At 63.2% G+C, this 24,858-nt stretch carries 29 protein-coding genes and 1 pseudogene; 16 read left to right on the top strand and 14 right to left on the bottom strand.

Annotated features, from left to right (window positions below; translation table 11 throughout):
* Positions 1–15: 15 nt before the first annotated feature.
* On the bottom strand, positions 16–177 hold the full coding sequence (locus LJF34_RS19230; protein WP_231186930.1) for a hypothetical protein: 162 nt from the start codon (positions 175–177) through the stop codon (positions 16–18).
* 46 nt (positions 178–223) lie between these two features.
* Here LJF34_RS19230 and LJF34_RS19225 point away from each other — a divergent pair.
* Together LJF34_RS19225 and LJF34_RS19220 are read left to right on the top strand one after the other, a co-directional pair.
* A pseudogene (locus tag LJF34_RS19225) lies at positions 224–724 on the top strand (aldo/keto reductase); the annotation flags it as partial.
* Entirely contained in the window at positions 719–1,192 is a 474-nt protein-coding gene (locus LJF34_RS19220) for a DUF4396 domain-containing protein (RefSeq protein ID WP_231187250.1), read from the top strand. The pseudogene LJF34_RS19225 and the gene LJF34_RS19220, both read left to right, overlap by 6 nt.
* 3 nt (positions 1,193–1,195) lie before the next feature.
* Here the strand turns inward: LJF34_RS19220 and LJF34_RS19215 are convergent, their stop codons facing one another.
* Positions 1,196–1,543 (bottom strand): SHOCT domain-containing protein, encoded by a 348-nt coding sequence (locus tag LJF34_RS19215; RefSeq protein WP_231186929.1) that lies wholly within the window; start codon positions 1,541–1,543, stop codon positions 1,196–1,198.
* Positions 1,544–1,643: 100 nt separating this feature from the next.
* Between LJF34_RS19215 and LJF34_RS19210 the strand changes: the two genes are divergently transcribed.
* Positions 1,644–2,327: a haloacid dehalogenase type II gene (locus LJF34_RS19210; protein ID WP_231186928.1), complete on the top strand. Its 684-nt coding sequence runs from the start codon at positions 1,644–1,646 to the stop codon at positions 2,325–2,327.
* 297 nt (positions 2,328–2,624) lie between these two features.
* Here the strand turns inward: LJF34_RS19210 and LJF34_RS19205 are convergent, their stop codons facing one another.
* Positions 2,625–3,305 (bottom strand): MBL fold metallo-hydrolase, encoded by a 681-nt coding sequence (locus LJF34_RS19205; protein ID WP_231186927.1) that lies wholly within the window; start codon positions 3,303–3,305, stop codon positions 2,625–2,627.
* Positions 3,306–3,556: 251 nt separating this feature from the next.
* Between LJF34_RS19205 and LJF34_RS19200 the strand changes: the two genes are divergently transcribed.
* Both LJF34_RS19200 and LJF34_RS19195 read left to right on the top strand, forming a co-directional pair.
* Complete coding sequence (locus tag LJF34_RS19200) at positions 3,557–4,033, top strand: Lrp/AsnC family transcriptional regulator (RefSeq protein WP_231186926.1); 477 nt, start codon at positions 3,557–3,559, stop codon at positions 4,031–4,033.
* Between the two features lie 245 nt (positions 4,034–4,278).
* Entirely contained in the window at positions 4,279–4,527 is a 249-nt protein-coding gene (locus tag LJF34_RS19195) for a hypothetical protein (protein WP_231186925.1), read from the top strand.
* Between the two features lie 68 nt (positions 4,528–4,595).
* On the opposite strand, the gene LJF34_RS19190 is transcribed toward LJF34_RS19195, so the two are convergent.
* The gene (locus tag LJF34_RS19190; protein WP_231186924.1) at positions 4,596–5,012 is read right to left on the bottom strand and encodes a hypothetical protein; all 417 of its coding nucleotides are present in this window, start codon (positions 5,010–5,012) and stop codon (positions 4,596–4,598) included.
* 97 nt (positions 5,013–5,109) lie between these two features.
* On the opposite strand from LJF34_RS19190, the gene LJF34_RS19185 reads away from it, so the two are divergent.
* On the top strand, positions 5,110–5,841 hold the full coding sequence (locus LJF34_RS19185) for a sporulation protein (RefSeq protein WP_231186923.1): 732 nt from the start codon (positions 5,110–5,112) through the stop codon (positions 5,839–5,841).
* Positions 5,842–5,865: 24 nt separating this feature from the next.
* Here LJF34_RS19185 and LJF34_RS19180 read toward each other — a convergent pair whose 3' ends face one another.
* On the bottom strand, positions 5,866–6,432 hold the full coding sequence (locus tag LJF34_RS19180) for a hypothetical protein (protein WP_231186922.1): 567 nt from the start codon (positions 6,430–6,432) through the stop codon (positions 5,866–5,868).
* Positions 6,433–6,743: 311 nt separating this feature from the next.
* Here LJF34_RS19180 and LJF34_RS19175 point away from each other — a divergent pair, with 311 nt between their 5' ends.
* Together LJF34_RS19175 and LJF34_RS19170 are read left to right on the top strand one after the other, a co-directional pair.
* Complete coding sequence (locus LJF34_RS19175) at positions 6,744–6,947, top strand: twin-arginine translocase TatA/TatE family subunit (protein WP_342765889.1); 204 nt, start codon at positions 6,744–6,746, stop codon at positions 6,945–6,947.
* A 130-nt stretch (positions 6,948–7,077) separates the two neighbouring features.
* On the top strand, positions 7,078–7,428 hold the full coding sequence (locus LJF34_RS19170; protein WP_231186920.1) for a hypothetical protein: 351 nt from the start codon (positions 7,078–7,080) through the stop codon (positions 7,426–7,428).
* A gap of 1 nt (position 7,429) precedes the next feature.
* Here LJF34_RS19170 and LJF34_RS19165 read toward each other — a convergent pair whose 3' ends face one another.
* Entirely contained in the window at positions 7,430–9,100 is a 1,671-nt protein-coding gene (locus tag LJF34_RS19165) for a gamma-glutamyltransferase family protein (protein ID WP_231186919.1), read from the bottom strand.
* A gap of 87 nt (positions 9,101–9,187) precedes the next feature.
* On the opposite strand from LJF34_RS19165, the gene LJF34_RS19160 reads away from it, so the two are divergent.
* On the top strand, positions 9,188–9,844 hold the full coding sequence (locus LJF34_RS19160; protein ID WP_231186918.1) for a DUF1028 domain-containing protein: 657 nt from the start codon (positions 9,188–9,190) through the stop codon (positions 9,842–9,844).
* A 99-nt stretch (positions 9,845–9,943) separates the two neighbouring features.
* On the top strand, positions 9,944–10,240 hold the full coding sequence (locus LJF34_RS19155) for an RNA-protein complex protein Nop10 (RefSeq protein WP_231186917.1): 297 nt from the start codon (positions 9,944–9,946) through the stop codon (positions 10,238–10,240).
* A gap of 37 nt (positions 10,241–10,277) precedes the next feature.
* Here the strand turns inward: LJF34_RS19155 and LJF34_RS19150 are convergent, their stop codons facing one another.
* Positions 10,278–11,171 (bottom strand): hypothetical protein, encoded by an 894-nt coding sequence (locus tag LJF34_RS19150; RefSeq protein ID WP_231186916.1) that lies wholly within the window; start codon positions 11,169–11,171, stop codon positions 10,278–10,280.
* A 122-nt stretch (positions 11,172–11,293) separates the two neighbouring features.
* On the opposite strand from LJF34_RS19150, the gene LJF34_RS19145 reads away from it, so the two are divergent.
* Positions 11,294–11,698 carry a DUF5788 family protein gene (locus tag LJF34_RS19145; protein WP_231186915.1) on the top strand — a complete coding sequence of 135 codons (405 nt, stop codon included), beginning with the start codon at positions 11,294–11,296 and terminating at the stop codon, positions 11,696–11,698.
* Between the two features lie 126 nt (positions 11,699–11,824).
* Here the strand turns inward: LJF34_RS19145 and LJF34_RS19140 are convergent, their stop codons facing one another.
* Genes LJF34_RS19140 through LJF34_RS19120 form a run of 5 tightly spaced genes read right to left on the bottom strand, consistent with a single transcriptional unit; the run spans position 11,825 to position 17,863 of the window.
* Positions 11,825–13,141: an oligopeptide/dipeptide ABC transporter ATP-binding protein gene (locus LJF34_RS19140; RefSeq protein WP_231186914.1), complete on the bottom strand. Its 1,317-nt coding sequence runs from the start codon at positions 13,139–13,141 to the stop codon at positions 11,825–11,827.
* On the bottom strand, positions 13,138–14,190 hold the full coding sequence (locus tag LJF34_RS19135) for an ABC transporter ATP-binding protein (protein ID WP_231186913.1): 1,053 nt from the start codon (positions 14,188–14,190) through the stop codon (positions 13,138–13,140). The genes LJF34_RS19140 and LJF34_RS19135 overlap by 4 nt, the downstream gene beginning before the upstream one ends.
* Positions 14,187–15,203 (bottom strand): ABC transporter permease, encoded by a 1,017-nt coding sequence (locus LJF34_RS19130; RefSeq protein WP_231186912.1) that lies wholly within the window; start codon positions 15,201–15,203, stop codon positions 14,187–14,189. The genes LJF34_RS19135 and LJF34_RS19130 overlap by 4 nt, the downstream gene beginning before the upstream one ends.
* Positions 15,200–16,153 carry an ABC transporter permease gene (locus tag LJF34_RS19125; RefSeq protein WP_231186911.1) on the bottom strand — a complete coding sequence of 318 codons (954 nt, stop codon included), beginning with the start codon at positions 16,151–16,153 and terminating at the stop codon, positions 15,200–15,202. Before LJF34_RS19125 ends, LJF34_RS19130 begins: the two co-directional genes overlap by 4 nt.
* The gene (locus LJF34_RS19120) at positions 16,154–17,863 is read right to left on the bottom strand and encodes an ABC transporter substrate-binding protein (protein WP_231186910.1); all 1,710 of its coding nucleotides are present in this window, start codon (positions 17,861–17,863) and stop codon (positions 16,154–16,156) included. It lies immediately after the preceding gene.
* 163 nt (positions 17,864–18,026) lie between these two features.
* On the opposite strand from LJF34_RS19120, the gene LJF34_RS19115 reads away from it, so the two are divergent.
* Positions 18,027–18,722, top strand: coding sequence for a helix-turn-helix domain-containing protein (locus LJF34_RS19115; protein WP_231186909.1), 696 nt, complete (start codon positions 18,027–18,029; stop codon positions 18,720–18,722).
* Here the strand turns inward: LJF34_RS19115 and LJF34_RS19110 are convergent.
* Entirely contained in the window at positions 18,708–19,973 is a 1,266-nt protein-coding gene (locus LJF34_RS19110) for an MFS transporter (RefSeq protein WP_231186908.1), read from the bottom strand. The two genes, LJF34_RS19115 and LJF34_RS19110, sit on opposite strands and share 15 nt — an antisense overlap.
* 96 nt (positions 19,974–20,069) lie before the next feature.
* Positions 20,070–20,399, bottom strand: coding sequence for a hypothetical protein (locus LJF34_RS19105; RefSeq protein ID WP_231186907.1), 330 nt, complete (start codon positions 20,397–20,399; stop codon positions 20,070–20,072).
* 129 nt (positions 20,400–20,528) lie between these two features.
* On the opposite strand from LJF34_RS19105, the gene LJF34_RS19100 reads away from it, so the two are divergent.
* The 4 genes from LJF34_RS19100 (at position 20,529) to LJF34_RS19085 (ending at position 24,850) form a co-directional block, all read left to right on the top strand.
* On the top strand, positions 20,529–21,185 hold the full coding sequence (locus tag LJF34_RS19100; RefSeq protein WP_231186906.1) for a helix-turn-helix domain-containing protein: 657 nt from the start codon (positions 20,529–20,531) through the stop codon (positions 21,183–21,185).
* Between the two features lie 114 nt (positions 21,186–21,299).
* Positions 21,300–23,021: a thiamine pyrophosphate-binding protein gene (locus LJF34_RS19095; RefSeq protein ID WP_231186905.1), complete on the top strand. Its 1,722-nt coding sequence runs from the start codon at positions 21,300–21,302 to the stop codon at positions 23,019–23,021.
* A 67-nt stretch (positions 23,022–23,088) separates the two neighbouring features.
* Positions 23,089–24,054, top strand: a complete 966-nt coding sequence (locus tag LJF34_RS19090; RefSeq protein ID WP_231186904.1) for an NAD(P)-dependent oxidoreductase — start codon at positions 23,089–23,091, stop codon at positions 24,052–24,054.
* 103 nt (positions 24,055–24,157) lie between these two features.
* On the top strand, positions 24,158–24,850 hold the full coding sequence (locus LJF34_RS19085) for a DUF2071 domain-containing protein (RefSeq protein ID WP_231186903.1): 693 nt from the start codon (positions 24,158–24,160) through the stop codon (positions 24,848–24,850).
* Positions 24,851–24,858 lie beyond the last annotated feature (8 nt).

The raw sequence follows: 24,858 nt of genomic DNA, 5'->3' as shown, positions 1-24,858 counted from the left end.
TATCGTATTCGTTTCCTAATAATTAGTATTATCGAAATCAATGGCCTCGTTTGAGCCGAATTGGGCAATTCTGAACGTGAAGGCGACCGCTTTTGCCGAACGAATCACCGTTGCCCGTGCTTTTTGCTCGGCGGAAGCGAGCGAAAAACCACCATGCGGGCGCTGGACGATGTTCACGAGAGCGGAGTTCTCGCGAGCCAACCAGAACGCAGAACGTTCTGGTGACGCGATTCGACGTGAGAAGGTGCGCTACCTCGACGCGAGTTCGATGTGGGCACACTAACTCGCCGGGGCGCTGTACATCAGCGAACGAATCGGATTGGACCGGTTCGTCACGATGCAGAACCACTACAACCTCACGTATCGGGAGGAGGAACGCGAGATGCTGCCGCTCTGTGAGAAGGGAGGGATGGGCGTCATCCCGTGGAGTCCGCTGGCCCGCGGCTTCCTCACCCGTCCACACGAGGCGTTCGAGGACACCACCCGCGGCAAGACCGACGACTACGCTCACGAACACCCCTACGCCGAAGGCGGCGGCGACGAAATCAACGAGCGCGTACAGGAACTCGCCGACGGGAAGGGCGTCACGATGGCGCAAATCGCGCTGTCGTGGCTCTTCCACCGGGACGCCGTGGACGCACCCATCGTCGGGACGACCAGCATCGAACACTTGGAGGAGGCCGTCGAAGCGCTCGACATCGATCTCTCTTCGGGCGACATGGAGTACGACTCGCTCTGGCGTCGCGGTTTTCGCTCCACCGCACACTGTTACTCCGGATGTGGAGCAGGAGAGGTCGTCGGAATGGTCTCCATCGCGGGCGCGCTCGCCACCGGAAGCACGCTCGTACAGGCCGCGGGGACGTTCGCCCTCGCGTACGTGTTCGGCTACGCGCTGACGATGGGACCGTTGATGCAGGAAGGAGAGGAGTTCCGGTCCGCGTTCATGGACGCCCTTTACAGCGAGACGCCGTCGATAACCGTCATGGAAATCACGGCCATCGGCACCGACCTCCTGTTGGCGGGGGGAGCGAAATTCGACGAGGTTCTGTTCTGGGGATCGCTCGTCTTCTCGCTCTCGGTCGGATTCCTGTTCGCCTACCCCGTGAACGCCGCGCTCGTCCGATTCGGGGTCAAGGAGGGGATGATGAACCCGAAGGAGATGCGGGACGATAGCGGCCACACTGCGGACTGACCGTCAGTCCTCGTCGCGGAGTCGCTCCCGTCGTCGCTCGAACTCCTCTTCCGAGATGTCGCCGCGGGCATAGGCCATCCGCAGTTCGGAGAGCGCGGGGTCGGTTCCGAACTCGCCGTCACGAAGTATTCGGTAGACGAGAACGCCGAGGGCGACGAGGAGACCGAATGGAAGGAGCATGATCAGCCACCCCCAGACGGACATCGCGCCGTATCCGCCGTACCGGCCACCCATCATCCATCCGCCCATCATCGGGAAGGCGAAGAACATCACCAGCATCGGCACCAACAGCAGGACGAGAAGCGCGACGACGAGGAGTCGAAGGAGCGAATCGCCCGTTGTCGTGGTCATAGCGGCCGTACGACGGGGAAATTGATAATCGTACTGTCGCCCTCCTCCGACGCTCAAGCCCCCAGCGGTTAACTCGTCGCCACCCAAACCGACTCGACATATGGTCTTCGACCCCGACCGCGTTTCGACGGTGACGTTCGACTCGTACAGTACGCTGGTAGACGTGGACGCCGCGGAGAAAGCGCTCGCCGAGCGCGTTTCCGACCCGGAACCGGTCTCGAAACTCTGGCGCGCCCGGTCGCTCGAATACACCTTCGTCGCGAACCACGTGGACGCCTACCAGCCGTTCTACGAGATGAATCGCGACGCGCTCGAATACGCCCTTTCGGTCCACGACGCCGACGTCTCGAACGAGGAGCGCGACGAAATCCTCGCCGTCTACCACGAACTCGACGTGTTCGACGACGTTCGGGACGGCATCGAGCGGTTGCGTGACGGCGGCTACGACTGCTACGTCGTCTCCAACGGCAACCCCGAGATGCTCGAATCGATGGTCGAACACGCGGACATCGGCGACCTGCTTTCGGACACCATCAGCGCCGACGAGGTGGCGACGTTCAAACCCGACGCGGAACTGTATCGCCACGCCGCGGACAGAATCGGCACGCCGATAGCGGAACTCGCCCACGTCACCGCCGGGTGGTTCGACGTGATGGGCGCGAGCCACGCCGGGATGCAGGGAGTGTGGCTGAATCGGAAGGACATGCCGTGGGAACCGTTCGACGGCGAACCGGTCCTGACCGTCGATTCGCTGCACGACTTCGCCGACGAACTCGGCGTGTGAGCGGGGAAGTGGAGGAGCCGGATGAAGAAGTCGGGTGGAGAAGCCGGGTGAAGTCACCCAACGACGACGATGGTGATTGCAGTCGCTAAGGACCACCCACCCCACCGCCTGCTCCCCTCGCGGACGCAAAACGTCCGCTCGGTCCGCCCGGCGGACCACCCCGATAGGGAAGCGGGCGGAGTGAGAGACCGAACGCCGTATGACGATATCGGACGATTGCTCGTCCGGCCGAAGCGGGGTGGGAGACGAGGGGGGCGGGACGCGGAGCGGTGTGACGACGTGAAACGTCGAAACGCGTCACAGTCGTCGAGCCAACGACGCGAGCGCGTCCGACCCGCCGCGCAGAATCGGCGTACCGTGGCCCATACAGAGGAGGTCGAACGGCGGAACGGAACCGGCGAACGCCCGAATGCTGCGCCTGATTTCCCCGGTGTCGTAGGAGTCCCACCACTTGGGTGGCGTGAGCGTCCCGTCGCGCTCCCAGACGAGGTCGCCGAGGAGACCGAGTCTCAACCGCTCGTGGACGTAGACCGTGTGGCCCGGATTGTGGCCGGGCGTGTGGTAGACCGTGAATTCGCCGACTCGCGTGCCGTTCGAGACGGGGCGCACGTCGAACCGGGACGGAATCGAAACGACCCGGCGGGCGAAACGGTGGAACGCGCCCTTGTGGTGGAAGAGCGGCGGGTCGTACGTCCCGGTGAGGAGGGCCGCATCCCGCTCGCCCACGAACACCGGGACGTCGCGAACGGGGAGGTCACGGAGGCCGCCGATGTGGTCGATGTCGTAATGTGTGACCAGCACGCGGTCGATGTCGCCGGGGTCGTGGCCCGCGTCGCGGAGTTCACGGCACAAGCCGAATCGTGGCAAACCCGCGTCCACGAGCGTCACCTCGCCGTCATCCACGAGAAAGGCGTTCGCGCCGACGACGGGGACCGCGAGTTCGAGCACCCATACGCCGGGAGCGAGTCGCCGGGCCATACCGGGACGACGGCGCGGGGACACTTAACGTTCGAACCCCATCGAACGTTCGAATCAGGTGGAGGGGAGCCGAAACGCCTTCCCGCACGAAACGCCCAGTGTGGGGCATGCGATTCGAAGCGGTCGGTGCAGGGGTGCTGGTCGAACTGCTCGCGGGCGGCGCGGCGGGAACCGTGAGCGTCGAACCGCCGTAGGAATCGGACGGCGAAACCGACACAAGCCTCATCACCGAAAACGCTGTTGTCCCGTCCATGAGCCCGATTCAACTCGACGACGTTGACCGGGGAATACTCCACGCGCTGCAACGGGACGCACGAAACAGCACGGCGGCAGAGATGGGGGAAACCGTCGGCGTGTCGGCGAGCACCGTCAGGAACCGCATCCAGCGATTGGAGGAGGCCGGAGTCATCAAGGGATACAACCCGGATATCGACTACGAGCAGGCCAACTATCAGCTACACGTCATTATAGTCTGCCGCGCACCCCCGTCCGAGCGGTCGGAACTCGCCGACCGGGTGATGGGAGTGCCCGGAGTCGTCACCGTCCGGGAACTGTTGACCGGAACCGAAAACCTGCACGTCGAGGCTGTCGCCGCCGACTCCGATACGGCCGATTCGATAACCGAACGGGTACACGAACTCGGGATGGACATCGTGAGTACGGACATCGTGAAGACCGAACACGTCCGGCCGTTCGACCACTTCGGTGAGGAAGTTACCGATGAGTGATCCGTGACTCGGATTGTGAAAACCAGCACGAAATCGGAGGTGTCCTGTTGAATTCGTACCGTTGAAGGTGTGGTTTCCGCAACGACGTTTTCTGTTGGGAGGGCGTTACTAGAGATATGATTGTGGATTCCAAAATCGACGAGTTCAGCGACCCGCCACCCGACGGGCTATCCGTCGATACGGTACTGCGCCTGTTCGGGGAGTGACGGCGACGCCTCATCGTAAAACGTCTGAATCAGCACGATGTGGCGCTCCCGTTAGCGGACGTGGCGAACGAAGTCGTAGCGGAGGAAAACGATGTCGCGCTTCCCGAAACCGACGACGACGAGGTCTTGTCCGTCTATCTGAATCTCTACCACAACGATATCCCCCGGCTGGCGGACCACGATGTCGTGGAGTACGAACGGGAGAAGGACGTGGTTCGGCTATCGGGAGATTCGGAGCGACTGCTAGAACTGCTCGCGCTCCTCGAAGGCGACGAAGACGGAACGTGATACAACTCCTACAGTTAGTTCGATAGAGGAAGGTCCACGTTCGACTATCGACTGTCCACCGAAACGGTCTATTTGAGTTCGACGGAGATAGCGGACCGGTGGTCGTTCGCCGCCCGAACGTACCGAGTTTCATGTCCACGAATCACGTCGAAGAGGAGAAACGAGACGACGAGTCGACCCCCCGTGAGCGTAGCGCGGAGGACCGGTCCGCGACTGGTAACGACGACGTACGGCGGCGCGGGGACCGGCCGCGCTGGAAGCGAAAATCCGGCGGCAGTGACCGCCGCCGAGAGCAGGTCCGGGAATCGTGCCATCAACCCCGTTTCCCGAAGTTCCCGCGAGAGCGGTCCGACGACGGCGTTCCGGGACGTAGTCGAGTCGCCGTCCCAGCCCTCCGCAACTCGGTCGGCACAGCGCAGCGTCGCAACGGTCGTCTCCTTTCCCTCGGAACGAAGATACTCACGGACGCGCTCCGGCACGGACATCGCTCGAAGGAGCGATACGGAGGCACAAAGTCGTGTCGAACGGTATCGACTCGCATCGAGAAAGCTTATATCGGAAATGGAGCAAGTGTCCGGTGGAATGAAACGAATCCTCTCCCGCGTTGGCATTGGTTCCGCCCGCGTCGATACGGTCCTCCCGAAAACTACGCTCTCGGCCGGTGAATCGGTCGACGCCGAAGTTCGCGTCGAAGGTGGCTCCGCCGAACAGGAAGTCGACGCCATCTATTTCGCGCTGTTGACAAGGTACGAAACCGACGACAGCGTACGGACCGGCGTCATCGACAAGTTCCACGTGGCCGACCCGTTCACCATCGGTCCGGACGAGGAGCGGACGTTCCACGTCACCATCGACGTCCCCCTCGATACGCCCATCACGGCCGGTCGGACGGACGTGTGGCTCGAAACCGGCCTCGACATCGACTGGTCGGTGGATCCCGACGACCGGGACCCGATTCAGGTCGAACCCGGCCCGAAACTCGGCGCGTTCATGGACGCGCTCGACTCGCTCGGATTCAGGCTCCGGAAAGCCCAGTGCGAGCAGGCACCTGGTTCGATTTTCGCTGGACGGTTCGTTCAGGAGTTGGAGTTCGTCCCGCACGCCGGACCCTTCGCCGGAAAACTCGACGAACTCGAAGTCGTCGCCACCGAAACCGAAACGGGCCTGGACGTGAAGCTGGAAATCGACCGCCGCGGCGGCCTCCTCTCCGAGATGGCCGACATCGACGAGCGGTGGTCACAGCTCTCGTTCGCGAACGAGGGAGCGCGAGAGATGGAGACGAAGCTCTGTTCGGAAATCGAACGACACGCGTAACCGCAAAAGAAGAGCGTACGGCGATTAGCGACGCAGGAACGTGACCGCGAATGCCGCAACGGTCGCCAGCACCACCGGATACGCGGCACCGATGACGGCCGATTTGAGGAGGTCCGGTTGCGCCGTGATCGAGTCGACGTGAAGGGTGAGCATGAGCGCGACGAGGACGGCGACCACCGCGTAGCCGACGGTGATGCTCGCGCCGGAGTAAACGATGGTTTCGACCGGGTCGTCCATCCGATTGCGCGAGGAGAACACGGCACTCGTCGCGAGGAGCGAAACGACCGGAATCAGGAAGTACACGAACGACGGCACGGCCGGATTCGTGGCCTCGGTGATGTAGTTGTACGATTGGCTCCCGACGGCGATCGGGATGAAGTGAGCGTTGTAGAAGGCGAACCCGAACCACGTGAGTTGGACACCGAGCGTTCCCTCGACGTTCGCGGGACCGACGACGAACAGCGCGGCGACGAGGAGATAGCCGACGAGATACGCGAGGAGACCGAACGTGACCCCGCGAGTGCAAAACGACGCGAGGGTATTTTCCGGTAATTTCCGCGTCCCCGTTTCCGACGAAGTTGGTGACTCCATATCCAGTTTCGCGCCGGAGCAATTATATAAACGTTGTGATTTGTCCGTTTCCATATCGAAATGTGCGTGAGAGATAGGTCGGTAAAAGTACGACATAGGCACCCAACTGGTAGTTTTTGGATGGTGATGGATAGCATGGGACGAGTAGTGAAAGAGATCGATCATTCCTTTGAACGGCCGTCGACGCCGCGTCCGAACAAACGGATGTTAACAACTGACACGAGGCAAAAAGCCTATAAATAACCATCCGGTATCGTTTAACACAGATGGTAGTTGAAATGATTCCGCTGTTCGGGCCGGTTCCCGGTGGGATGGAGCTCGCGGTGATTCTGCTCATCGCGGTCCTCCTGTTCGGTGCAAACAAGATTCCAAAACTCGCGCGTTCCACGGGCGAGGCCATGGGCGAGTTCAAGAAAGGTCGCGAGGAAGTCGAGACGGAACTCGCAGAGATGCGGGAGTCCGGTAGCGAAACCGAGCAGAACCCGTCGGTCGAAACCGAAGCGGAAGCACAATAACGGATTTTGGGGGGCTCGGGGGACCACCCGGCCCGAACCGGATTTTTTCTGCGCTCGATATCGAGCGACAGCAGTCGAATCTCCCTTCCTGACCACAACGGAAAAGTCACTCACCCGCAAACCGGATGGTATGTCCGAGAACACGACAGACGGAGAATCGGAAACCGAAACCGAGAACGCGGTGAATTCCGGGTCGGGACTCAAAACGCTCGCCCTCATCGGGGTTTCCTTCATCGCGGGCTACATCCTCGGGAAGAGTCAAAGCGAATCGAGCCTCGGCGACGAACTGGAGGAACTCGGCGAGTCGGGGACCGGCCCGATGGAAATCGAGATTCACGACACCGACGTCGGTGCGACGACGGAATCCGCCGAGGAATCGGATGAGACGGCGGACGAAGAAGATGAGAACGAGGACTCGGACGGGAACGACGATGACGAAGGGACAACGGATGCGGAGAGCGACGACGAAGAAGAAGAGTAGTTCAGTACCCGGAGGCGTTTCCGTCCTTCCGTGGTTCGGTCGCGCCCGAGAGGACGCCGTTATCGTTTCTCACGATCTGTGCGCCGCCGAAGAGCACAGGCGCGAGAACGCGCACGTCGTGGCCCTTTCGAGTGAGTTTCGTGGCGAGGTTGCCGTCCATCCTCCCCTCGACGGCGAGGGTGCCGTCCTCGCGGTAGCGCCAGCGCGGTTCGTCGAGTGCGGCCTGTAGCGGCAGGTCGTAGTCCACGATGTTCGAGACGACTTGAACGTGGCCCTGCGGTTGCATGTAGCCGCCCATCACGCCGAAGGCGGCCCAGTCGTCGTCGTCGAATTTTGCGAGCGCCGGAATCAGGGTGTGGAACGGACGTTTTCCGGGTTCGAGGTGGTTGGGGTGGTCGGGGTCGAGCGAGAACGATGCGCCGCGGTTCTGGAGCGCGATGCCGGTGTCACCGGCGACCAGTCCGGAGCCGAACCCGGCGAAGCGGGAGTTGATGAACGAGACGACGTTGCCCTCGTCGTCCGCGACGCAGAGGAGAACGGTGTCCGCGTCCTCCGCGTTCGCGTCGGGGACGCCGAACGAGACGTCGTGGTTCGCGCTCTCGCCGACGTGTTCCGCCCGCTTCTTCGCCCACAAGTCGGACGCCAGCGGCGGAACTTCCTCGTACTCGGGGTCGGTGATGTAGCGGTGGCCGTCGTGGAACGCGAGTTTCATCGCCTCGGCGAAGTAGTGGACGCGTTCGGGGGAGTCGATGGGGTGGTCGTTCGCGCCGAGTTCGTCGGCGATGTTGAGCGCCTCCAGCGCGATGAGCCCCTGATTGTTCGGCGGCAGTTCGTAGATTTCCGCGCCGTTGTACGTCGTGGAGACGGGGTCCGGGAACTCGGGTTCGAAGGACGAGAGGTCATCGACGGTGAGGAAGCCGCCCTGAGACTGGACCTCCGCCGCGATTTTCTCCGCGATGTCGCCCTCGTACAGCACGTCCGCACCCTCCTCCGCGATTCGACGGAGACTTTCGCCGAGGCGGGGAAGCGCCATGGTTTCACCCGCTTTCGGTGCCGTGCCGTCCTTCAGATACGCCTCGCGGGCGTGGTCCGTCTTGAAGAGCGTTTCCGCGCCGACCCAGTGGGAGGCGATGACCTCCGATACCGGATAGCCACCGATGGCGTAGTCGATGGCGGGTTGGAGCGAGTCACCGAGGGAGAGGTTTCCGAACCGCTGAATCGTCGCTTCCCATCCGCGAGCGGTTCCGGGGACGGTGACGGCGTGCGGTCCGAGGAACGGCATGCCGAGGTCGTCGGTGTCCTCCGTTCCGTCCACGGCGTAGCCCCGGTTCTCGGGGTACCACTCCGTCGGATCGTCGTGTTCGTTCAACGACGTTCGGACGTTTTCGATGGTCGCTTCGGCGGGCGCACCGCCACAGCTCCGCATCGCGCCGACGTCGCCGTCCGCGGTGCGATACAGCGCGAACACGTCGCCACCGAGTCCGGTACTCGTCGGTTCGACGACGTTCAGCGCGGCGGCGGTGGCGACGGCGGCATCGAAGGCGTTCCCCCCCTGCTGCAGAATCGAGACGCCCGCCTGCGAGGCGAGCGGTTGACTGGTGGCGACGACGCCGTTGGGCGCGTACACGGTCGATCGTCGCGAAGTAAACCTGTCCAAATCGGGTTGCGTCATACCATGTCATACTCGGAAGCGGGCCTAAAATACATACCAAATAGGTCCGGGGTGTTTCTTATCCGGATGTGAACGAATGACACACCAATGACGTTCTCCATCTGTGTCAGGGAGGAACGAGCGGAAGGATTCAGTTTCGGCGTCGCCGTCGCCACGGACGCACCCGCCGTCGGCGCGCTCGCGCCGTGTGTCAGCCACGACGGGGTGATCAGCACGCAGAGTTTCGTCAACGTCCGTCTCGGGCGTCGGGGCGTCGCGCTCCTCCCCGACCTCGGCGTCGACGACGCGCTGTCCGGATTGCTCGAACAGGACGACCACAGCCACCTCCGGCAGGTACACGGACTCGACGCGCGTGGGAACGTCTTCGCCCACTCCGGGGACGGCTGTGACGGCTGGTTCGGGCATCAGGTTCACGAGGAAAGCGACCTCACCGTGGCCGGGAACATGCTCGTCGGCGAGGAAACGCTGGACGCGCTGGCAGAGACGTTCGCGGAGGGTGACGACGACGAGGACCTCGTGTCCCGACTCATCGACGCCCTCGCGGCGGGAAAAAACGCGGGGGGCGACAAACGCGGGCACACCTCGGCGGCGGTGATGGTCAAAGCACCGCGAACGACCGCCTTCCACGATTTACGGGTCGACGCCCACGAGGAACCCATCGCCGAGCTCCGGCGCGTCTACGAGACGACGAGGGATGCGAGCGACGGCTTCAGCGAGTCCTCGAAGGAACGGATCTTCGACTGAATCGGCGACGATTCGGCTCCGTTCGCCGCTCGGACGAGTATCGCGTAGCTCTCGGCTCACCAAGACTTAACCGTCCGATGCACCTCTCTTCGAGTAACGATGGGATTGTTCAAGAACATCGGCCGGAAAGTCGAGGAGTTCAAGCGGACTTCGGAGTCGGTCGCAGCCGAGGAGGCGAGTTACGAGTGTGCGGAGTGCGGAAAGCGCCTCTACACCAGTCACGACGAGTGTCCCGAATGCGGTGGTCCCGTGGTTTCGCGGGGTGGCGAGTCGGAAACGAGCGACGACGGCGAAGGGGAAGCGACCACCGACGACGACAACGAATCGGAACCGACCGACGTGAGCGACGAGGACGCGACCATCGACGGCGAGAACGAACCGACCGACGACGAGTAGTGACGGTCAGCGGTCTGTTCGGACGGTCGGCGCGGCGTCAGCAGTTGCGCGGTTTTTCGGCGGCCGACCCCGCTATCGCGGTCGAGACCACGGTGCCGTTCCGGTCCAGCGTGAGCGAGAGGGTTTCGTCCTCCAGATTCACGTCCACTCCCAGTCGGAGCGGGTCCGTGGACAGCACCGTCTCGCGACCGGGCGCGCAGAACTCCAGCGTCCAGAACGGAGCGGTCAGGACATCGACACCGCGGTCGTAGTAGAAACTCGTCACGGCGGGATGACTGGCGAGGAACATCCCGACCGGGATTCCGTGATGGAACCCGCACCGACGACAGTGGCCGTGGTAGTGGTACCGTTCGGGTTCTTCGGGTATCGTCTCGACTCTCCCCTCGACGTACCCCTGACACTCCGAACAGATTCCGCGACGGGTGAGCGACCCCCATCGGTTTTCGAGAAACGCGATTCGCTCGACGAGTTCCTCCTCGTTTCCCTCCGGGTGCGATTCGAGGAGGCTCGGCGGTATCGAAAGCGGGACGGAATGCTCGTCGGTCCCGCAGGTGAGCCACAGGATGCCGTCCTCGTAGCGGAGCTGCAATGGGTCGTCACAGCGACTGCAATGGCCGTGTGCGTCCACCGGCCCCCACGTCCGTTCGGTGTCGAAGATGCCGGAAGCGATGGCCGAAACGACCGACATCCCGATACGCGAGAGTCTGTATCCCGGCGAACCCTTCACGACCAGTCTCCCGAGTTGGTCGAGATGATAGTTGAAATTTCCGTTATCACGGATGCCGACCGTCTCCTGAAGGTCGCTGTACGCGAGCCACGGGTCGGTCGGCGAATCGGAGTGCGCGTCCGCCAGCGCCCGCAGGATGTCGACCCGAGTCGAGTTGGTCACCGAGTCGAGGACCTCGGTCGCGTTCGATTCGCCGTCGCTCATCGTTCGGGGGTTCGGCCCTCGGAAGGAAAACGTTGGTGTCAACTCCGATGGAGGAATTCGTTGCTCCGAACGCATTTTTCGTTGTCAGTTCAACTGACGGATGAGGCCGAACCACCCAAGCCATGAACGAACGACAACGACGACGGCTTCTCGACCGAATTCAGCGCCCCTCGGCGACTGTCGGGAAGCAGATGGTCGACGAACTCACGGTTCGAGGCACGACGATAGACGTACAGGAGTTCGTCTTCGAGTGCAAGCGCCTCGAAGCGATTCCCGAAAGCGAACGCGAAGCCATCGAGGGAATGAAGACGAAGCTCAAACGGGAACGTCTCGCTAGAAAACAGCGAATCGAACGCGAGGAGATGACGGAAGAAGAGGGGGAGCGACTCGTCCGGAGCATCCACGGAATCGACCGCGCCCTCAACGCACTGGAGGGGTTGGACTCCCCGAGCATCGAGGAGGAGATGCGACTGAAAAAACTGAAAGACGCGAGGGAACTCCTTTCCCTCATCAGACAGAGTCAGTAACGGGATACCGCGGATTATTTTCGGTGATCCGTCGCCGTCCCAGTTCCGGCGTGGTGTCGGAGGCCGGACGGATGGATGACAGACGAGTCCGGCAGAGGGACGAACGGCGAAGTGAATCCGCAACCGTCAGGAGTCCCGTGGAGTCACGCGATGACACGCCGCGACGTGGCCATCACCCGCGTCGGTCGATTGCGGCGTTTCACGCTCGCACGGCGACGGAAACGCGTTCTCGACGGTTTCGTTCGCGCGTTCGTGGTCGCCGTTGGCGAGCGCGTCCGCCGCCGAGCGAACGGCCTCGCCCGCGTCCGACGGCAGGGCCTCCGGATCGCCCGGAAGCAGTTGCGCCACGAGATACGAAGCCACGCTCGAATCGTCCGTCCCGCGTCCCTCCGCTTCGAGACGCGTTCGCGCAGCGTCGGGGTCGAGTTCGCCCGACAGCACGCGGTTTCTGAACGCGAAGGCCGCGCGGAACTCCTCGTCGCTGCCGGACCACCCTTCGGGCGGAATCACCATCGGACAGCGCGTGTGGAACCGACACCCCGACGGCGGGTTCAGCGGCGACGGAACCGACCCTTCGAGGATGATTCGCTCGTCGCGGTCCGCCGGGTCGATGCGGGGCACCGCCGACAGGAGCGATTTCGTGTAGGGGTGCTGCGGGTTCTCGTAGAGTTCGTCCACGGGTGCGGTTTCCACGATTCGACCGAGGTACATCACGGCGACCCGGTCCGCGACGTGGCGCACGACCGAGAGGTTGTGCGCGATGAAGACGAGCGACAGGCCGAGGTCGTCCTGAAGCTCCTCCAGCAGATTGAGGATTTGGGCCTGCACGGACACGTCCAACGCCGAGACGGGTTCGTCCGCGATTATCAACTCGGGTTCGAGCGCGAGCGCGCGGGCGATTCCGACGCGCTGTTGCTGGCCGCCAGAGAACTGGTTCGGGTAGCGTTCGATGTGTCCGGCCTTCAACCCGACGCGGCGGAGGAGGTCCTTCGTCCGCTCCAGTCTGTCCTCGTCGCTGTCGCCGATGCCGTGAACCTCCATCGGCGTGGTGATGATTTCCCCGACCGTCTGTCGCGGGTTCAGCGACGCCAAGGGGTCCTGAAATATCATCTGTAGGTCGCGCCGGTACGGCCGCATCTCCTGCTGTGAGAGGTCGGCGAGGTCCGTCCCACGGTACTCCACGGACCCGTCGGTCGCGTCGTGGAGGTTGAGAATCGTCCGCCCGAGCGTCGATTTGCCACACCCGGACTCGCCCACGATTGCGAGCGTCTCGCCCTTTCGAACCGTCAGATCGACGCCGTCGACGGCGCGGACGCTGGCCGTCTCGCCGACGAGTCTGTCGAGGACGCCCCCCGACTGGTCGAAGTGCTTTTTCAGGCCGCGAACGGCGAGCAACGGTTCGGCGGCGGACGTTTCGTCGGTACTCGTCATCTGCATGCTCATAGTCGTTCCTCCATCGGGCCGCGACGCAGACACGCCGCGACGTGCCCGTTCGAGTCGAACTGCTCGTCCGCGCCGACCGGTCTGAAGTCGGGGTCGATTTCGTAACACTCCCGCGTAGCCTCGGGACAGCGCGGCGCGAAGTGGCACGCGAAGGGGATGTCGATGAGATCGGGGACGTTCCCGTCTATCGGTTCGAGGCTATCCGTCGGGGCGTCGAGACGCGGCGTGCTGGCGATGAGACCCTGCGTGTAGGGGTGTTGTGGGTTACGGAACAGTTCGTCCGCGTCCGCCCGCTCGACGATTTCCCCGGCGTACATCACGTTCACGCGGTCGCACACCTCGGACACGACCGCGAGGTCGTGCGTGATGAGCAGAATCGACGTGTCGAAGGCGTCCTTCAACTCCCGGAGTTCGTCGAGAATCTGGGCCTGAATCGTCACGTCCAGCGCCGTCGTCGGTTCGTCCGCGATGAGCAGGTCCGGTTCCGCGGCCAGCGCCATGGCTATCATCGCCCGCTGGCGCATGCCGCCGGAGAACTCGTGCGGATAGTCGCTCGCCCGCGTCTCCGGTTCGGGAATCTCGACGCTTTCGAGCATCTCGATGGCCTTTCGCCACGCCGGCCCGTTCTTCGAGGACCCGACGAGTTTGCGCTTGATTTCCGCCGGGAGGCTGACCGACTCGCCGACTGGTTGGTGGAGTCGGACCATCTCGGCGACCTGTTCGCCGACGGTGAGCGTCGGGTTGAGGCTGTTCATGGGGTCCTGAAACACCATGGAGATCGTCCCGCCGCGAATCTCCCTGCGTTCGGACTCCGGCATGTCGAGCAACGACTCGCCGTGGAGGCGGATGTCGCCCGCCGCGATTTCGCCGGGTTCCTCGACGATTCCCATGATGCTCTCCGCGAGCACGCTCTTCCCCGACCCCGACTCGCCGACGAGGCCGAGTATTTCGCCGGATTCGATGCGGAGGTCCACCTCGTTCACCGCGTCCACCGTCCCTCGTGGGGTCGGGAAGCGGGTGTGCAGTCCGTCGACTTCGAGGACGGTCATCGGCTCTCGACCTCCCCGTCGCTCACGTCGAAGATGTCGCGCAGGCCGTCGCCGAGCATGTTGAACGCGAGGACGGTCAGCATGATGGCGAGGCCGGGCACGACGCTTATCCACCACGCTTCGCCGATGAACTGCCGCCCGTCCGAGAGCAACAGCCCCCACGTCGGCGTCGTCGGCTTGACGCCCAATCCGAGGAAGGACAGTCCCGCTTCGGCGAGAATCGCGAGCGGAATCATCAGCGTCGACTGCACGATGAGCGGCGCGACGGCGTTGGGCAGGATTTCCCGCGTCATGATGCGCCTGTCGGTCATGCCGATGGCGCGGGCCGCCATGACGTACTCCTCCTCGCGGAGCGACAGCACTTCACCCCGAACGAGTCTGGCGAAGTCGTCGATGTACGCGATGCCGATGGCGATGACGACGTTCGTGATGCCCAATCCGCCGGAGATGGCGATGATGCCGACTCCGAGGATGAGTTCGGGAAACGCCCACTGGAAGTCGATGTAGCGCATCAGCACGCTATCGATCCAGCCGCCGTAAAACCCGGCGAGGAGGCCGATTGACGTGCCGAGCGTGAACGCGACGGCGACCGTCGAGAGGGCCACGAGCAGCGACACCCGCGCACCGTAGATGATGCGCGAGAGGATGTCGTGGCCGAACGAGTCCGTCCCGAGCGGGTGCCACACGGTCTCGGTTCCGGGCGCGTCGTCGTAGTTGCCGACCGAGTGGGAGTTCGGCCCTTTCATGAAGCCGAACGTGGCCTCGGGGTCGTGCGGCGCGACGAACGGTGCGAACACCGCGACGAGAACGAACAGCACGACGACGACGGCACCGAACAGCGCCATCTTGTCGGCCAGAATGCCCTCAACGAGGCGCTGGCGCGTCGATTTGTGTTCCTCGTAGTGTTCCTCCTCCCGATACTCCGGCGGAACGTCGATGGGGCCCGAATCTGCGGAAGCGGTGGATTCGCTGGCCGCGTCGCGGCCGACGTTCGAATCGGTGTGTTCCGTCATTGATTTCCTCCGTAGCCGATACGCGGGTCGATGACGGTGTACACGAGGTCAACCGCGAGGTTCGTGAATACCATCACCGCGGCGACGATGAGGATGACCGCCTGCGTCACCGGGTAGTTCCGGTCGAGCATCGAATCGACGAGGAGTCTGCCGAGTCCCTGAATGCTAAAGACGAGTTCGACCGTGACGCTGCCGACGAGGACCAGCGCGAGTTGAATTCCCGCGACGGTGACGACGGGGATGAGCGCGTTCTGGAAGGCGTGTTTGAACAACATTACACGACCGTTGACGCCCTTCGCGCGGGCGGTTCGCATGTACGGTTCGTTCAGCACCTCCAGTAACGACGACCGCATCATCCGCATGACCACGGCGGCGTACGGCAGACCGACGGCGATACCGGGGAGGAGAATGCTCTTCAACCACGGGCGGATGCCCTCGCTGAGCGGCGTGTAGCCGAAGACCGGAAGCAGGCCAAGCCAGACACCGAACACCAGCGCGAGGAGGATGCCGACGAAGAATGCGGGCATGGAAACGCCGAGGAACGCCGTCACCGTCGCGAGGTAATCCATCGGTTCACCCTTCCGCGTCGCGCTGAGGATGCCCGTCGGTACGGCGACGCCGAGACCGATGATGATGGCGAGAATCGCGATGGAGAGCGTCTTCGGTGCGGCCTGTGAAACCAACGTCGAAACCGGCTGGCCCGTACTGAGGCTCTGGCCGAACTGCAGGGTGAGCATCTCCTTCAACCAGTCGAGGTACTGGACGTACAGCGGCTGATTCAGGCCGAGTTTCGCTCGAAGTGCCGCGACCGCTTTCGGCGTCGCTTCCTGTCCGAGCATGGTCCGAACCGGACCCCCCGGAATCAGGCGCAGGCCGAAGAACACCGTGGTCGCCACCAACCACATGATGAACGCGGCGTGTGCGACCCGCTTGACGACGTACCGGCGCATCTATTCCTCGACCCACGCGGTGTGGAAGTTACGCATGAAGGGGATGTGGACGAAGCCCTTCAGGTTCGAGCGTTTCGCCGCGATGTCGTTCTGGTGCATCAGGTAGGCGTGCGGGACCTGCTTGATGAGGTGGTCTTCGAGTTCCTGCAGGAGTTTCTTACGCTCCTCCCGGTCGAGCGCTTTCCGCTGTTCGGCGAGCAAGTTGTGGGCCTTGTCGTCCTCGAAGTTCACCCAGTTCCACGCGCCCCCGTCGTCGGGTTTGCGGTAGAAGTTCCAGAGCGACTGCTCGGGGTCGGGGTCGCCGACGCTGCCGCTGATGGTCGTGTCGTAGTTGCCCTTCTCGTAGCGTTCCCAGTAGGACGAACTCGTCACCTGTTCGATGCTCACGTCGAACCCGGCCTTGTTCAGCTGTTGGCGCATCGCCTTCGCGCCGCGGAGACTGCTTTCGGTCGTCAGGATGGAGAAGGACGCTCCTTCGGCACCCGCCTCCTTTATGAGCTGTTTGCCCGCTTCGGGGTCGTACTGCTGGTCGGTCGGCTTGTCGTCGCGCCAGACCCAGTTCGTCGCCTTGTTGATGGGACCCGTGTCGGGGAGCGCGTTGCCGAAGTAGGCCGCGTCCACGTACGCCTGATTGTCGATGGATTTCGCGATACCCATGCGGGCCTTCTTCGAGTCGAACGGCTTCCGGCGCTCGTTCATGGCAAATCCGTACCAGTTGATGCCGGGCGCTTCCAGTTTCGTCACACCGCTCGCCGACTCGACCTTCTTCACGTTCTGGAGCGGCACGAGGTTCGCGAAGTCGATGTCGCCGCTCCGGAGCGCGTTCACGAGCGTCGCGGGTTCCGGAATCGGCTTGATGTCGATGCCGTCCAAGTACGGGAGCGCGTTTCCGTCGCTGTCCGTTTCGAAGTAGTCCTCGAACGCGTCGAGCGTGATGCCGGAGCCGATTTCGTGTTTCGTGACTTTGAACGGACCTGTTCCGACCGGCGTCACCTTGTACTTGTCCGCGCCCATCTTCTCGATGGCCTCCTTGTTGACGATGGTCGCCGCGCGTCCCGGCCCGCGCGTGAGGTAGACGAGGGCGGGTGCCATCGGCTCCTCGAAGTTGAGTTCGACCGTGTGGTCGTCCTTGACCACGACGCCGCCGTCGTCCACCGGCTTGAGCGACCCGAGTTTCGAGGCGGCGGGGGCCTCCTCCGAAATCGTCCGGTTGATGGTGTATTTCACGTCCTCGGCGGTGAAGTCCGAGCCGTTGTGGAACTTCACGCCCGTGCGCAAATTGAACGTGATCTTTTTGCCGCCGTTGGTGACTTCCCAGTCCTCGGCGAGGTCGCCGCGGATGGTCAGGTCCTTTTTGAGCGTGACGAGGCCGTTGAACACGTTCGCGGCCACTTGGAAGTACTGTCCGACGCTGATGTACGGCGGGTCGAGCACGTCGATGCTGCCGGTGAACCATCCGGCCGTCAACCGACCGCCGCGCTGGTCGTTCGACGGGACGTCCGTCGTTTCGTCGCCGCCATCGTTCCCGTTTCCGTCACTGCCGCCGCTTCCGTCGCTGCCACCGTCACCGCTGTCGCCGTTGTCGTCGCCACCGCCGGTGCAACCGGCCAAGCCGGTGATGCCTGCGGCACCGAGGAGTTTCACGGTCGTCCGACGGTCGATAACCGGCCCGCTGAGGGCCTCGTCCGAAATTTTGCCACTGTTTCCCATGGTAGTATGGTACAGAGAAACAGGCCCCTTCGTTGTATACCCGGATAGATTCGGTTGGGCAAAAACCGACGGGGAAAGTGATAGAATCATTCGATGTTTGATTCAGAAGAGTAACTAGATTGGATACAAAGGTTAAACACGTTCGGTTTCCTCGATTACAGGTATGCGAGAAGTGACGCTTCGGGTACGTCATCACGACGAGCCGGAGAGCGACATCAGCGCCGACTACCCGGCGATAACGATTCGCTCCGTCTCCTCGATGACCGGAAGCGCCGCGGAACGGAAGCGCATCATCGAGATAACCGGCCCGAAAGCGTCGATCACGGGGTTTCTCGACGAGTTCGAAGCCGCCTCAGCGGTACTGGAAATAGACGTATTGACGCCGCTCAACGTCCCGCGGGTCCTCGTCGCCGTCACCATCGACAGCTACCAGTGGGACAGCATCGCCCAACGACTGACGGACCTCGGCGTTCACTACCGAACCGGGGCGACGATAAATGCGGGGTGGGAGCGATGGACGTTGTACCTGTCCGACGACGACGACCTGAACGACATCGTCACGTCGCTCGAACGCGCCGGGAACGAAACCGACCTCGTTCGAAACGTCGAACTCGGAACGGTCGCCGAACAGGAACAGTTGGAGTTCTCGCGCGTCGTCCACGAACTCACGGGGCGACAGCGCGAAGTACTCGGGACGGCCATCGACCTCGGCTACTACCGCCCGAAAAAGGAGACCAGCATCGAGGACATCGCGGATACGGTCGGCATCGCGTCTACGACGGCGTGGGAACACCTCGCTCGCGCGGAGCGAAAGGTGATGGAAGAGGTCGGCAAACACGTGAACTCAAGCACGTTCTGAAGAGGGACCGCGGAGCGTGAGGAGGACACCGAGGAGCGATGCGCCTCCCGCAAATCCCGCGAGAACGAGAAACAACGTCGTCGGAGAGTAATACTGGAGGACGTAGCCAGCGATGGCCGCGCCGAGCGCGCCGACCCCGAACACGCCGAGATAGGTGTAGCCGTAGGAAAGCCCGCGAGCGTCGGGCGGCGTGAACTCGGCGACGGTGGCCTGATACAGCGGTTGCACCGCGAACAGCCAGAACCCGAGGAGGAAGCTGACGACGAGGATGGGAGCGAGTCCGGCGTTCGCGGCGGGAACGAACACGAGAGCGATACCGGCGAGCGTGGCGAATGCCACGGCGATTGCGGCCGTGTTCTCCACGCGGTCGGTGAGTTTGCCGCCCGCGAATTGGCCGACCATGCCGACGGTGAGGAGTCCGGCGTAGAGGTAGCGCGCCGGTTCGAGCGACTTCCCAGCGACGTCGACGGGTGCGAACAGCGGAAGTCCGGAGAGCAGGTCGGGGAGGAAGGTCAACACGCCGCGGTAGTACAGTCCGGAGAGCATGACGACGAAGAAGACGGCGACGAACCAGCCGGAAAAGAGCGACCGGGAGTCGGCGAGGAGTTCGGAAATCGAGGCGAGACCGCCGTCCGTGCGGGCGGTTCGTTCCTCATTCCCACCCTGTTCCGCCAGTTCCTCGTCCACCGCGGCCGTCTCATCGATGGAAGTCCGAACGGCGACCACGGCGGCGAGGAGCGCGGGAACCGCGAGAACGGCGACGACGAGACGCCACCCGAAGACGAGCAGGAGGAGCGTCGTCGCCAGCGGGCCGAACGCGATGCCGACGTTTCCGGCGATGCCGTGGTAGGCGAAGGCGGTCCCCTGCTCCTCGGGGTCAATGCCGGTGCTGAGCAGGGAGAGACCGGAGGGATGGTAGACGCTCGCCGCCGTTCCCCAGAGCAGGAGCGCGATCGTGATGACGGGAATGGAAGGAGCGAAGGAGAGGAGCAGAAACGACCCGCCCATCCCGAGCAGACACGCGACGATGAGCCGTCGGGAGCCGTAGCTGTCCGAAAGGACGCCGCCGGGCAACGCACCGACGCCGAACAGCGCGTAGCCGAGCGAGAGGACGACGCCGAGGGTGGCCTTCGACGCGCCGAACTCCGCTAGCCACACCGGAATGAGGATGGGGAGTGAGAGTTCGTAGGTGTGAACCATCCCGTGTGCGAGCATGGTGAGTCCGAGGATGGTTCGGTCGTTTCGCTTCACTGGAAACGCTTTCGCCGGTCTCGTGCATAAACCGTCGCCCGATTCGATTCGCGCGCCCATCGATTTCCGGCAGCAATCGCGAAAGGAGCGGTTGAACTATGGACCTATTCGAACCAGATCCTCGATGAAGGGCCTCATCTCGGTGTCACCGCACCGGACCGTTCCGCTTCTCGCGTCGTATTCGATGAGACCGAAATCCCCCAGTTTCGGAAGGTCGATATGGTGGAGGGTCGCCTCGATAGAAGTTCGGCGGAGCTCCTCCTTCCCCCCGTTTTCCTCCCGCATCGTGAGATGGTCGACGAGTTCCTCGAACGGAAACATCTCGTCGTCCGTGTCAGTCATATAGAGCCACAGCCGCCGCCGCCGTGCGCTGCTGAAAAGATCGAACATCTCGTCTATCGTCTTCGAATCCGTGTTCACGTTCATCGTTCACTTTTCGGTTCGGTTTGATAACTAATCTGCACAAATATTCATAGTCTTTTTAACCCTGTGTTGCGAATTGTTAGCAGCTAGCAAAAGACATCGGTTCCATCATCGGAATCGGGAGTGATCGACATGATAATCGTAGAATTTCGGCTCGATTACCCGATCCTCCGGGAAGCGTTGGGCGTCGTCCCCGAAATGGAGATCACGTGGGAACAGTCGGATCGGACGGCAGAAGGGCGGCATCAGATACTCTTTTGGGCGGAGAACGGCGATTTCGATGCCTTCGAGGGCGGCCTCGAATCGGACCCGACCGTCGCAACCTCGGAAGAGGCCATCGAAATCAGCGACCAACGGTTGTACCGCGTCGAATTGAAGGACGAAGGGCAACGGGCGAGCATCTACCCGGTTCTGCTCGACGAGGCGAGCGTCCTTCGACACGTCACCGCGACACACCGCGGGTGGGAGTTCCGCACGGCGTTTCCCACCAAAGAAGGGTTTAGCCGCTTTTGTGAGCACTGTCGGTCCCACGAAATCGGGATCGTGCTCCACCGGTTCTACGAGGAGCGCGGGAGTCTGGACACCCCGCAGTTCGGCCTGACCGACCCGCAGCGGGAAACGCTGGTTACGGCCGTCGACTGCGGCTATCTGGAGATTCCACGGGAAAACTCGCTCGCGGACCTGAGCGATCGGTTCGACATCTCCGAAACGGCGGCGTCGGAGCGCTTCCGTCGCGGCGTGAAGACGCTCATCGAGTGTACGGTGTATCCGGACGACGAGCGAACGTAGCCCCCACCAACCTATCGGTGCGGAAATCAGAACTCGTGCCCGAAGCGAGATATTGCATCTTCGACCGTGATAATCGACAGAACCAAGGGACGAGAGCGGGTGGCTTCCGGTGACATGACAGGCGTTGACGACGGCGAGGGGGAGACGACGAGCGAGGCGCTGGTTTCGGTCCTCGAATCGCTGGGCGTGGAGTACGTGTTCGGTTATCCGGGCGGACGCGTCATCGAACTCCTCGACGACCTCCCGGAATCGAGCGTGGACGTGGTTCGCCCGCGCGACGAACGCGAGGGGAGCGTGATGGCCGAGATGTACGGCCGACTCCACGGCAAACCCGCGGTGCTGGCCGGACAAGGACCGTGGATAGGGAGCCTCGGCGTCATCGGCCAGATGGAGGCGCGACTCGCCTCCTCGCCGATGGTCGTCCTGACGGAGGCGAGCGAGCGCGGCGACTACTCGACGCTCGCCCCGTACCAGCAGTCGCGCGGCGACTACGGCGGCCTCTCGCTCCCGAAGATTCTCGACGGCGTGACCAAGGAACACTGGTTCCCGCGCACGCCGACCGAAACCGTACGAAGCGTTCAATTAGCGTTCAAACACTCGACGGCGGGGCGGGCGGGACCGACCGCCGTCATCCTCGACGGGAGCGCGATAACGGGGACGGTCCCCGAGAATCCGATGCCGCCCGTGTGGGACAGCGAGGAGCAGGTCCGAAACTGGGATTCCAAACCGACCGACCGGGACGTGAGCACGGCGGTCGATGCGCTCGAAGCCGCGGAGCGTCCCGTCATCGTCGCCGGAAACGGCGTTCACTCGGCGGGCGCGTACGACGAGCTGCAAGCTGTCGCGGAAGCTTACGACGCCGTCGTGACGACCTCCTACCTCGGTAAATCCACGATTCCCGAGACGCACGACCTCGCGGCGGGCGTCATCGGCTCGTTCGGTCACGAAGGGGCGAACCAGGTCGTCAGCGAAGCCGACACCCTGCTCGTCGTCGGATGCCGGATGAACCCGATGGATACCAACTGGCAGGCACCCTCGTTCATCCGTCCGGACGAACAGACCATAATTCACGCCGACATCGACACCCGAAACGCCGGGTGGGTGTACCCCGCCGACGTGGGACTCATCGGCGACGCGAAGGAGAGCCTCCGGGCGCTTTTGGACGGCGGAAGCGCCGACAACGACTGGGCGCGCGAACGGGCCGAAACCGCCCGCGAGTCGTTTTTCACCGAGAAATGCGAGCGCGACGCATCGCCCATCAAACCCCAACGCGCGGTCAAGGAAATCGAGGCGATGGTGGACGGGGACACCATCGTCACGGCCGACTCGGGCAACAACCGCTTCTGGTTGTTGAACTACCTCCAGACGCCCGCCGTCCGAACGTACTTCGGGTCGGGCGGCGTCGGCGGGATGGGGTGGTCCGCACCCGCCGCGGTCAGCGCCGCCATCTCCACCGACAAGGACGTCATCGGCGTCGCGGGCGACGGCGGCTTTACGATGACCATGACGAGCGTCGAAATCGCCGTCGAGAACGGCGTCGCGCCGACGTTCGTCGTGTTGAACGACACCAGTCTCGGCATGGTTCGCCAGATGCAAGAGGAGGACGGCGACATCGCGGGCGTCGAGTTCCACGACACCGACTTCGTGAAAGTCGCCGAGGGATTCGGCGCGGACGGAACGCGGGCGACGACGCCCGACGAACTCGCCGACGCGCTTCGAGCGGGGAAGGAGAGCGACGTTCCCTTCGTCATCGACACGCGAATCGACCGCGAGGAGGACATGGCCGAACAGCTAGAATCGTCGTTCTACGCCGAAACCGGCGGGCTACACGAGTAACCCGATTCAAGCCCGTCACGAAAAAACAGGAAGAAAGCCTTTTCCTGCCGCCACGAGATGCCAAATCATGGCGCAAAGCGAGACGGTGCTCGTCACTGGCGGGACAGGCTTCATCGGGTCGTACACGGCGAAGGAACTGCTCGACCACGGCCACGACGTGGTCGCCTACGACCTCTCGACGGACACGCGTATTTTGGAGAAACTCGGCATCGCGGACGACGTCGAGGTACGACGGGGCGACATCACCGACTCGACGGACGTGTATCGCGCGATTCGTGAGACGGGAACCACGCGAATCGTCCACCTCGCCGCCCTCCTCACGACGACGGCGCGCGAGAACCCGCGCCTCGCCATCGACGTGAACGTACGCGGCACGAACACCATCTTCGAGGCGGCGCGCACGTTCGCCGACCAAGTGGAGCGCGTGGCGTGGGCGTCCAGCGCGGCCGTGTTCGCTCCACCCGCGAACTACGACGACGGGTGGGTGACGGAGGACGACCTCGTGTACCCCGACACGCTCTACGGCGCGAGCAAGGAGTTCAACGAACATCAGGCGAAGGTGTACTTCGAGGACCACGACCTGTCGCACGTCGCACTGCGTCCGACCGTCGCCTACGGTCCGTACCGCGAAACCGGTGGTTCGGCGTTCCTCGCGAACATCATCGAAAAGCCCGCGCTCGGCGAACCGTTCAGCGTCGAGTACGGCGACCAAGTCATCGACTGGCAGCACGTGGAGGACATCGCACAGGCGTTCCGCCGCGCGGCGTTCACGCCGGACGAGGACCTGAACCAACGCGTCTACAACGTGCGGGGCACCGTGGCGACGATTCGGGAGGCCGCCGAGACGGTCGAGAAAATCATGCCCGACGCCGACCTCGAAGTCTCCGACGAGGGCGAACTCCCGTGGACCCAGAAGCTCGACATGACCGCGATTCAGGAGGATATGGGCTACGAACCGCGCTACGACCTGGAGAGCGGGTTCCGCTCGTACATCAACGTGCTCCGGGAGGAGAACGGGTTGGAGACGGTCTGAGAGGACAATCGGACGTCGGTCTGAACGGAGGTATTGGACGTCGGTCTGAGGGGACAATTGGACGACGGAACTGCTTTTGGCGGCCGCTTCCAATCACTTCCCAATGCTCGGTATCGAGATGGGGTGGCGACGACTGCTGTTCGCCAACTGGCCGGTCGAACCGGAAATCGTGGAGAGGGGACTTCCAGAGGGGCTTCAGGTCGATACGTACGACGGGAAGGCGTGGCTCAGCGTCGTCCCCTTCACGAACGTCGCGGTGCGTCCGCAGGGACTGCCCGCCAGCGTCGGGGTGGACCTCCCCGAACTCAACCTCCGAACCTACGTCACGGTGCCGGGGGAGGACCGCCCCGCCGTGTTCTTCTACAGCCTCGAAGCGGACGGCCCGCTGTCCGTTCTCGCCGCCCGTCTCGCCTTCGGACTGCCGTACTACAACGCGAACATCGAAATGGCCGAACGGGACGGAACGGTTCGCTTTCGAAGCCGTCGCGCCCATCCCGGCGACCAACCGCTGCGGTTCGACACGCGCTACGAACCGACCGGCGGGCGACTCGACGCTGCCCCGGAATCGCTGGCCGCGTTCCTCACCGCGCGCTATCGGTTCTACGTCGGCGGGAGGGATGGGAAAATCGGGTACGCGAACGTGGACCACGACGTGTGGTCGCTCCGTCCGGCGACGGTCGAATTCGGGGTGAACGAGATTTTCCGCGCAAACAACTTCGCCCACCCGGACGGGGACCCGGTCTGTTACTACAGTCCCGGCGTCGACATCGTCTCGTCTCGCCGACAGTGGCTCTAACTCGGGGG

Origin of the sequence: Haladaptatus sp. DYF46, assembly GCF_021083305.1 — an archaeon.
GTDB lineage: Archaea > Halobacteriota > Halobacteria > Halobacteriales > Haladaptataceae > Haladaptatus.
The sequence above is the reverse complement of the archived record's forward strand: the minus strand, read 5'-3'. Positions and strand labels throughout refer to the sequence as shown.

What these genes read in the sequence shown, in the direction of transcription:
- LJF34_RS19170 (WP_231186920.1), top strand. Translation starts at nt 7,078, where the DNA reads ATGTCCGAGAACACGACAGACGGAGAATCGGAAACCGAAACCGAGAAC.
- LJF34_RS19205 (WP_231186927.1), bottom strand. Translation starts at nt 3,305, where the DNA reads ATGGCCCGGCGACTCGCTCCCGGCGTATGGGTGCTCGAACTCGCGGTC.
- LJF34_RS19115 (WP_231186909.1), top strand. Translation starts at nt 18,027, where the DNA reads ATGCGAGAAGTGACGCTTCGGGTACGTCATCACGACGAGCCGGAGAGC.
- LJF34_RS19140 (WP_231186914.1), bottom strand. Translation starts at nt 13,141, where the DNA reads ATGAGCATGCAGATGACGAGTACCGACGAAACGTCCGCCGCCGAACCG.
- LJF34_RS19220 (WP_231187250.1), top strand. Translation starts at nt 719, where the DNA reads ATGGAGTACGACTCGCTCTGGCGTCGCGGTTTTCGCTCCACCGCACAC.
- LJF34_RS19190 (WP_231186924.1), bottom strand. Translation starts at nt 5,012, where the DNA reads ATGTCCGTGCCGGAGCGCGTCCGTGAGTATCTTCGTTCCGAGGGAAAG.
- LJF34_RS19095 (WP_231186905.1), top strand. Translation starts at nt 21,300, where the DNA reads ATGACAGGCGTTGACGACGGCGAGGGGGAGACGACGAGCGAGGCGCTG.
- LJF34_RS19155 (WP_231186917.1), top strand. Translation starts at nt 9,944, where the DNA reads ATGGGATTGTTCAAGAACATCGGCCGGAAAGTCGAGGAGTTCAAGCGG.
- LJF34_RS19120 (WP_231186910.1), bottom strand. Translation starts at nt 17,863, where the DNA reads ATGGGAAACAGTGGCAAAATTTCGGACGAGGCCCTCAGCGGGCCGGTT.
- LJF34_RS19165 (WP_231186919.1), bottom strand. Translation starts at nt 9,100, where the DNA reads ATGACGCAACCCGATTTGGACAGGTTTACTTCGCGACGATCGACCGTG.
- LJF34_RS19175 (WP_342765889.1), top strand. Translation starts at nt 6,744, where the DNA reads ATGGAGCTCGCGGTGATTCTGCTCATCGCGGTCCTCCTGTTCGGTGCA.
- LJF34_RS19150 (WP_231186916.1), bottom strand. Translation starts at nt 11,171, where the DNA reads ATGAGCGACGGCGAATCGAACGCGACCGAGGTCCTCGACTCGGTGACC.
- LJF34_RS19180 (WP_231186922.1), bottom strand. Translation starts at nt 6,432, where the DNA reads ATGGAGTCACCAACTTCGTCGGAAACGGGGACGCGGAAATTACCGGAA.
- LJF34_RS19135 (WP_231186913.1), bottom strand. Translation starts at nt 14,190, where the DNA reads ATGACCGTCCTCGAAGTCGACGGACTGCACACCCGCTTCCCGACCCCA.
- LJF34_RS19100 (WP_231186906.1), top strand. Translation starts at nt 20,529, where the DNA reads ATGATAATCGTAGAATTTCGGCTCGATTACCCGATCCTCCGGGAAGCG.
- LJF34_RS19200 (WP_231186926.1), top strand. Translation starts at nt 3,557, where the DNA reads ATGAGCCCGATTCAACTCGACGACGTTGACCGGGGAATACTCCACGCG.
- LJF34_RS19215 (WP_231186929.1), bottom strand. Translation starts at nt 1,543, where the DNA reads ATGACCACGACAACGGGCGATTCGCTCCTTCGACTCCTCGTCGTCGCG.
- LJF34_RS19105 (WP_231186907.1), bottom strand. Translation starts at nt 20,399, where the DNA reads ATGAACGTGAACACGGATTCGAAGACGATAGACGAGATGTTCGATCTT.
- LJF34_RS19185 (WP_231186923.1), top strand. Translation starts at nt 5,110, where the DNA reads ATGAAACGAATCCTCTCCCGCGTTGGCATTGGTTCCGCCCGCGTCGAT.
- LJF34_RS19210 (WP_231186928.1), top strand. Translation starts at nt 1,644, where the DNA reads ATGGTCTTCGACCCCGACCGCGTTTCGACGGTGACGTTCGACTCGTAC.
- LJF34_RS19145 (WP_231186915.1), top strand. Translation starts at nt 11,294, where the DNA reads ATGAACGAACGACAACGACGACGGCTTCTCGACCGAATTCAGCGCCCC.
- LJF34_RS19130 (WP_231186912.1), bottom strand. Translation starts at nt 15,203, where the DNA reads ATGACGGAACACACCGATTCGAACGTCGGCCGCGACGCGGCCAGCGAA.
- LJF34_RS19160 (WP_231186918.1), top strand. Translation starts at nt 9,188, where the DNA reads ATGACGTTCTCCATCTGTGTCAGGGAGGAACGAGCGGAAGGATTCAGT.
- LJF34_RS19085 (WP_231186903.1), top strand. Translation starts at nt 24,158, where the DNA reads ATGCTCGGTATCGAGATGGGGTGGCGACGACTGCTGTTCGCCAACTGG.
- LJF34_RS19125 (WP_231186911.1), bottom strand. Translation starts at nt 16,153, where the DNA reads ATGCGCCGGTACGTCGTCAAGCGGGTCGCACACGCCGCGTTCATCATG.
- LJF34_RS19090 (WP_231186904.1), top strand. Translation starts at nt 23,089, where the DNA reads ATGGCGCAAAGCGAGACGGTGCTCGTCACTGGCGGGACAGGCTTCATC.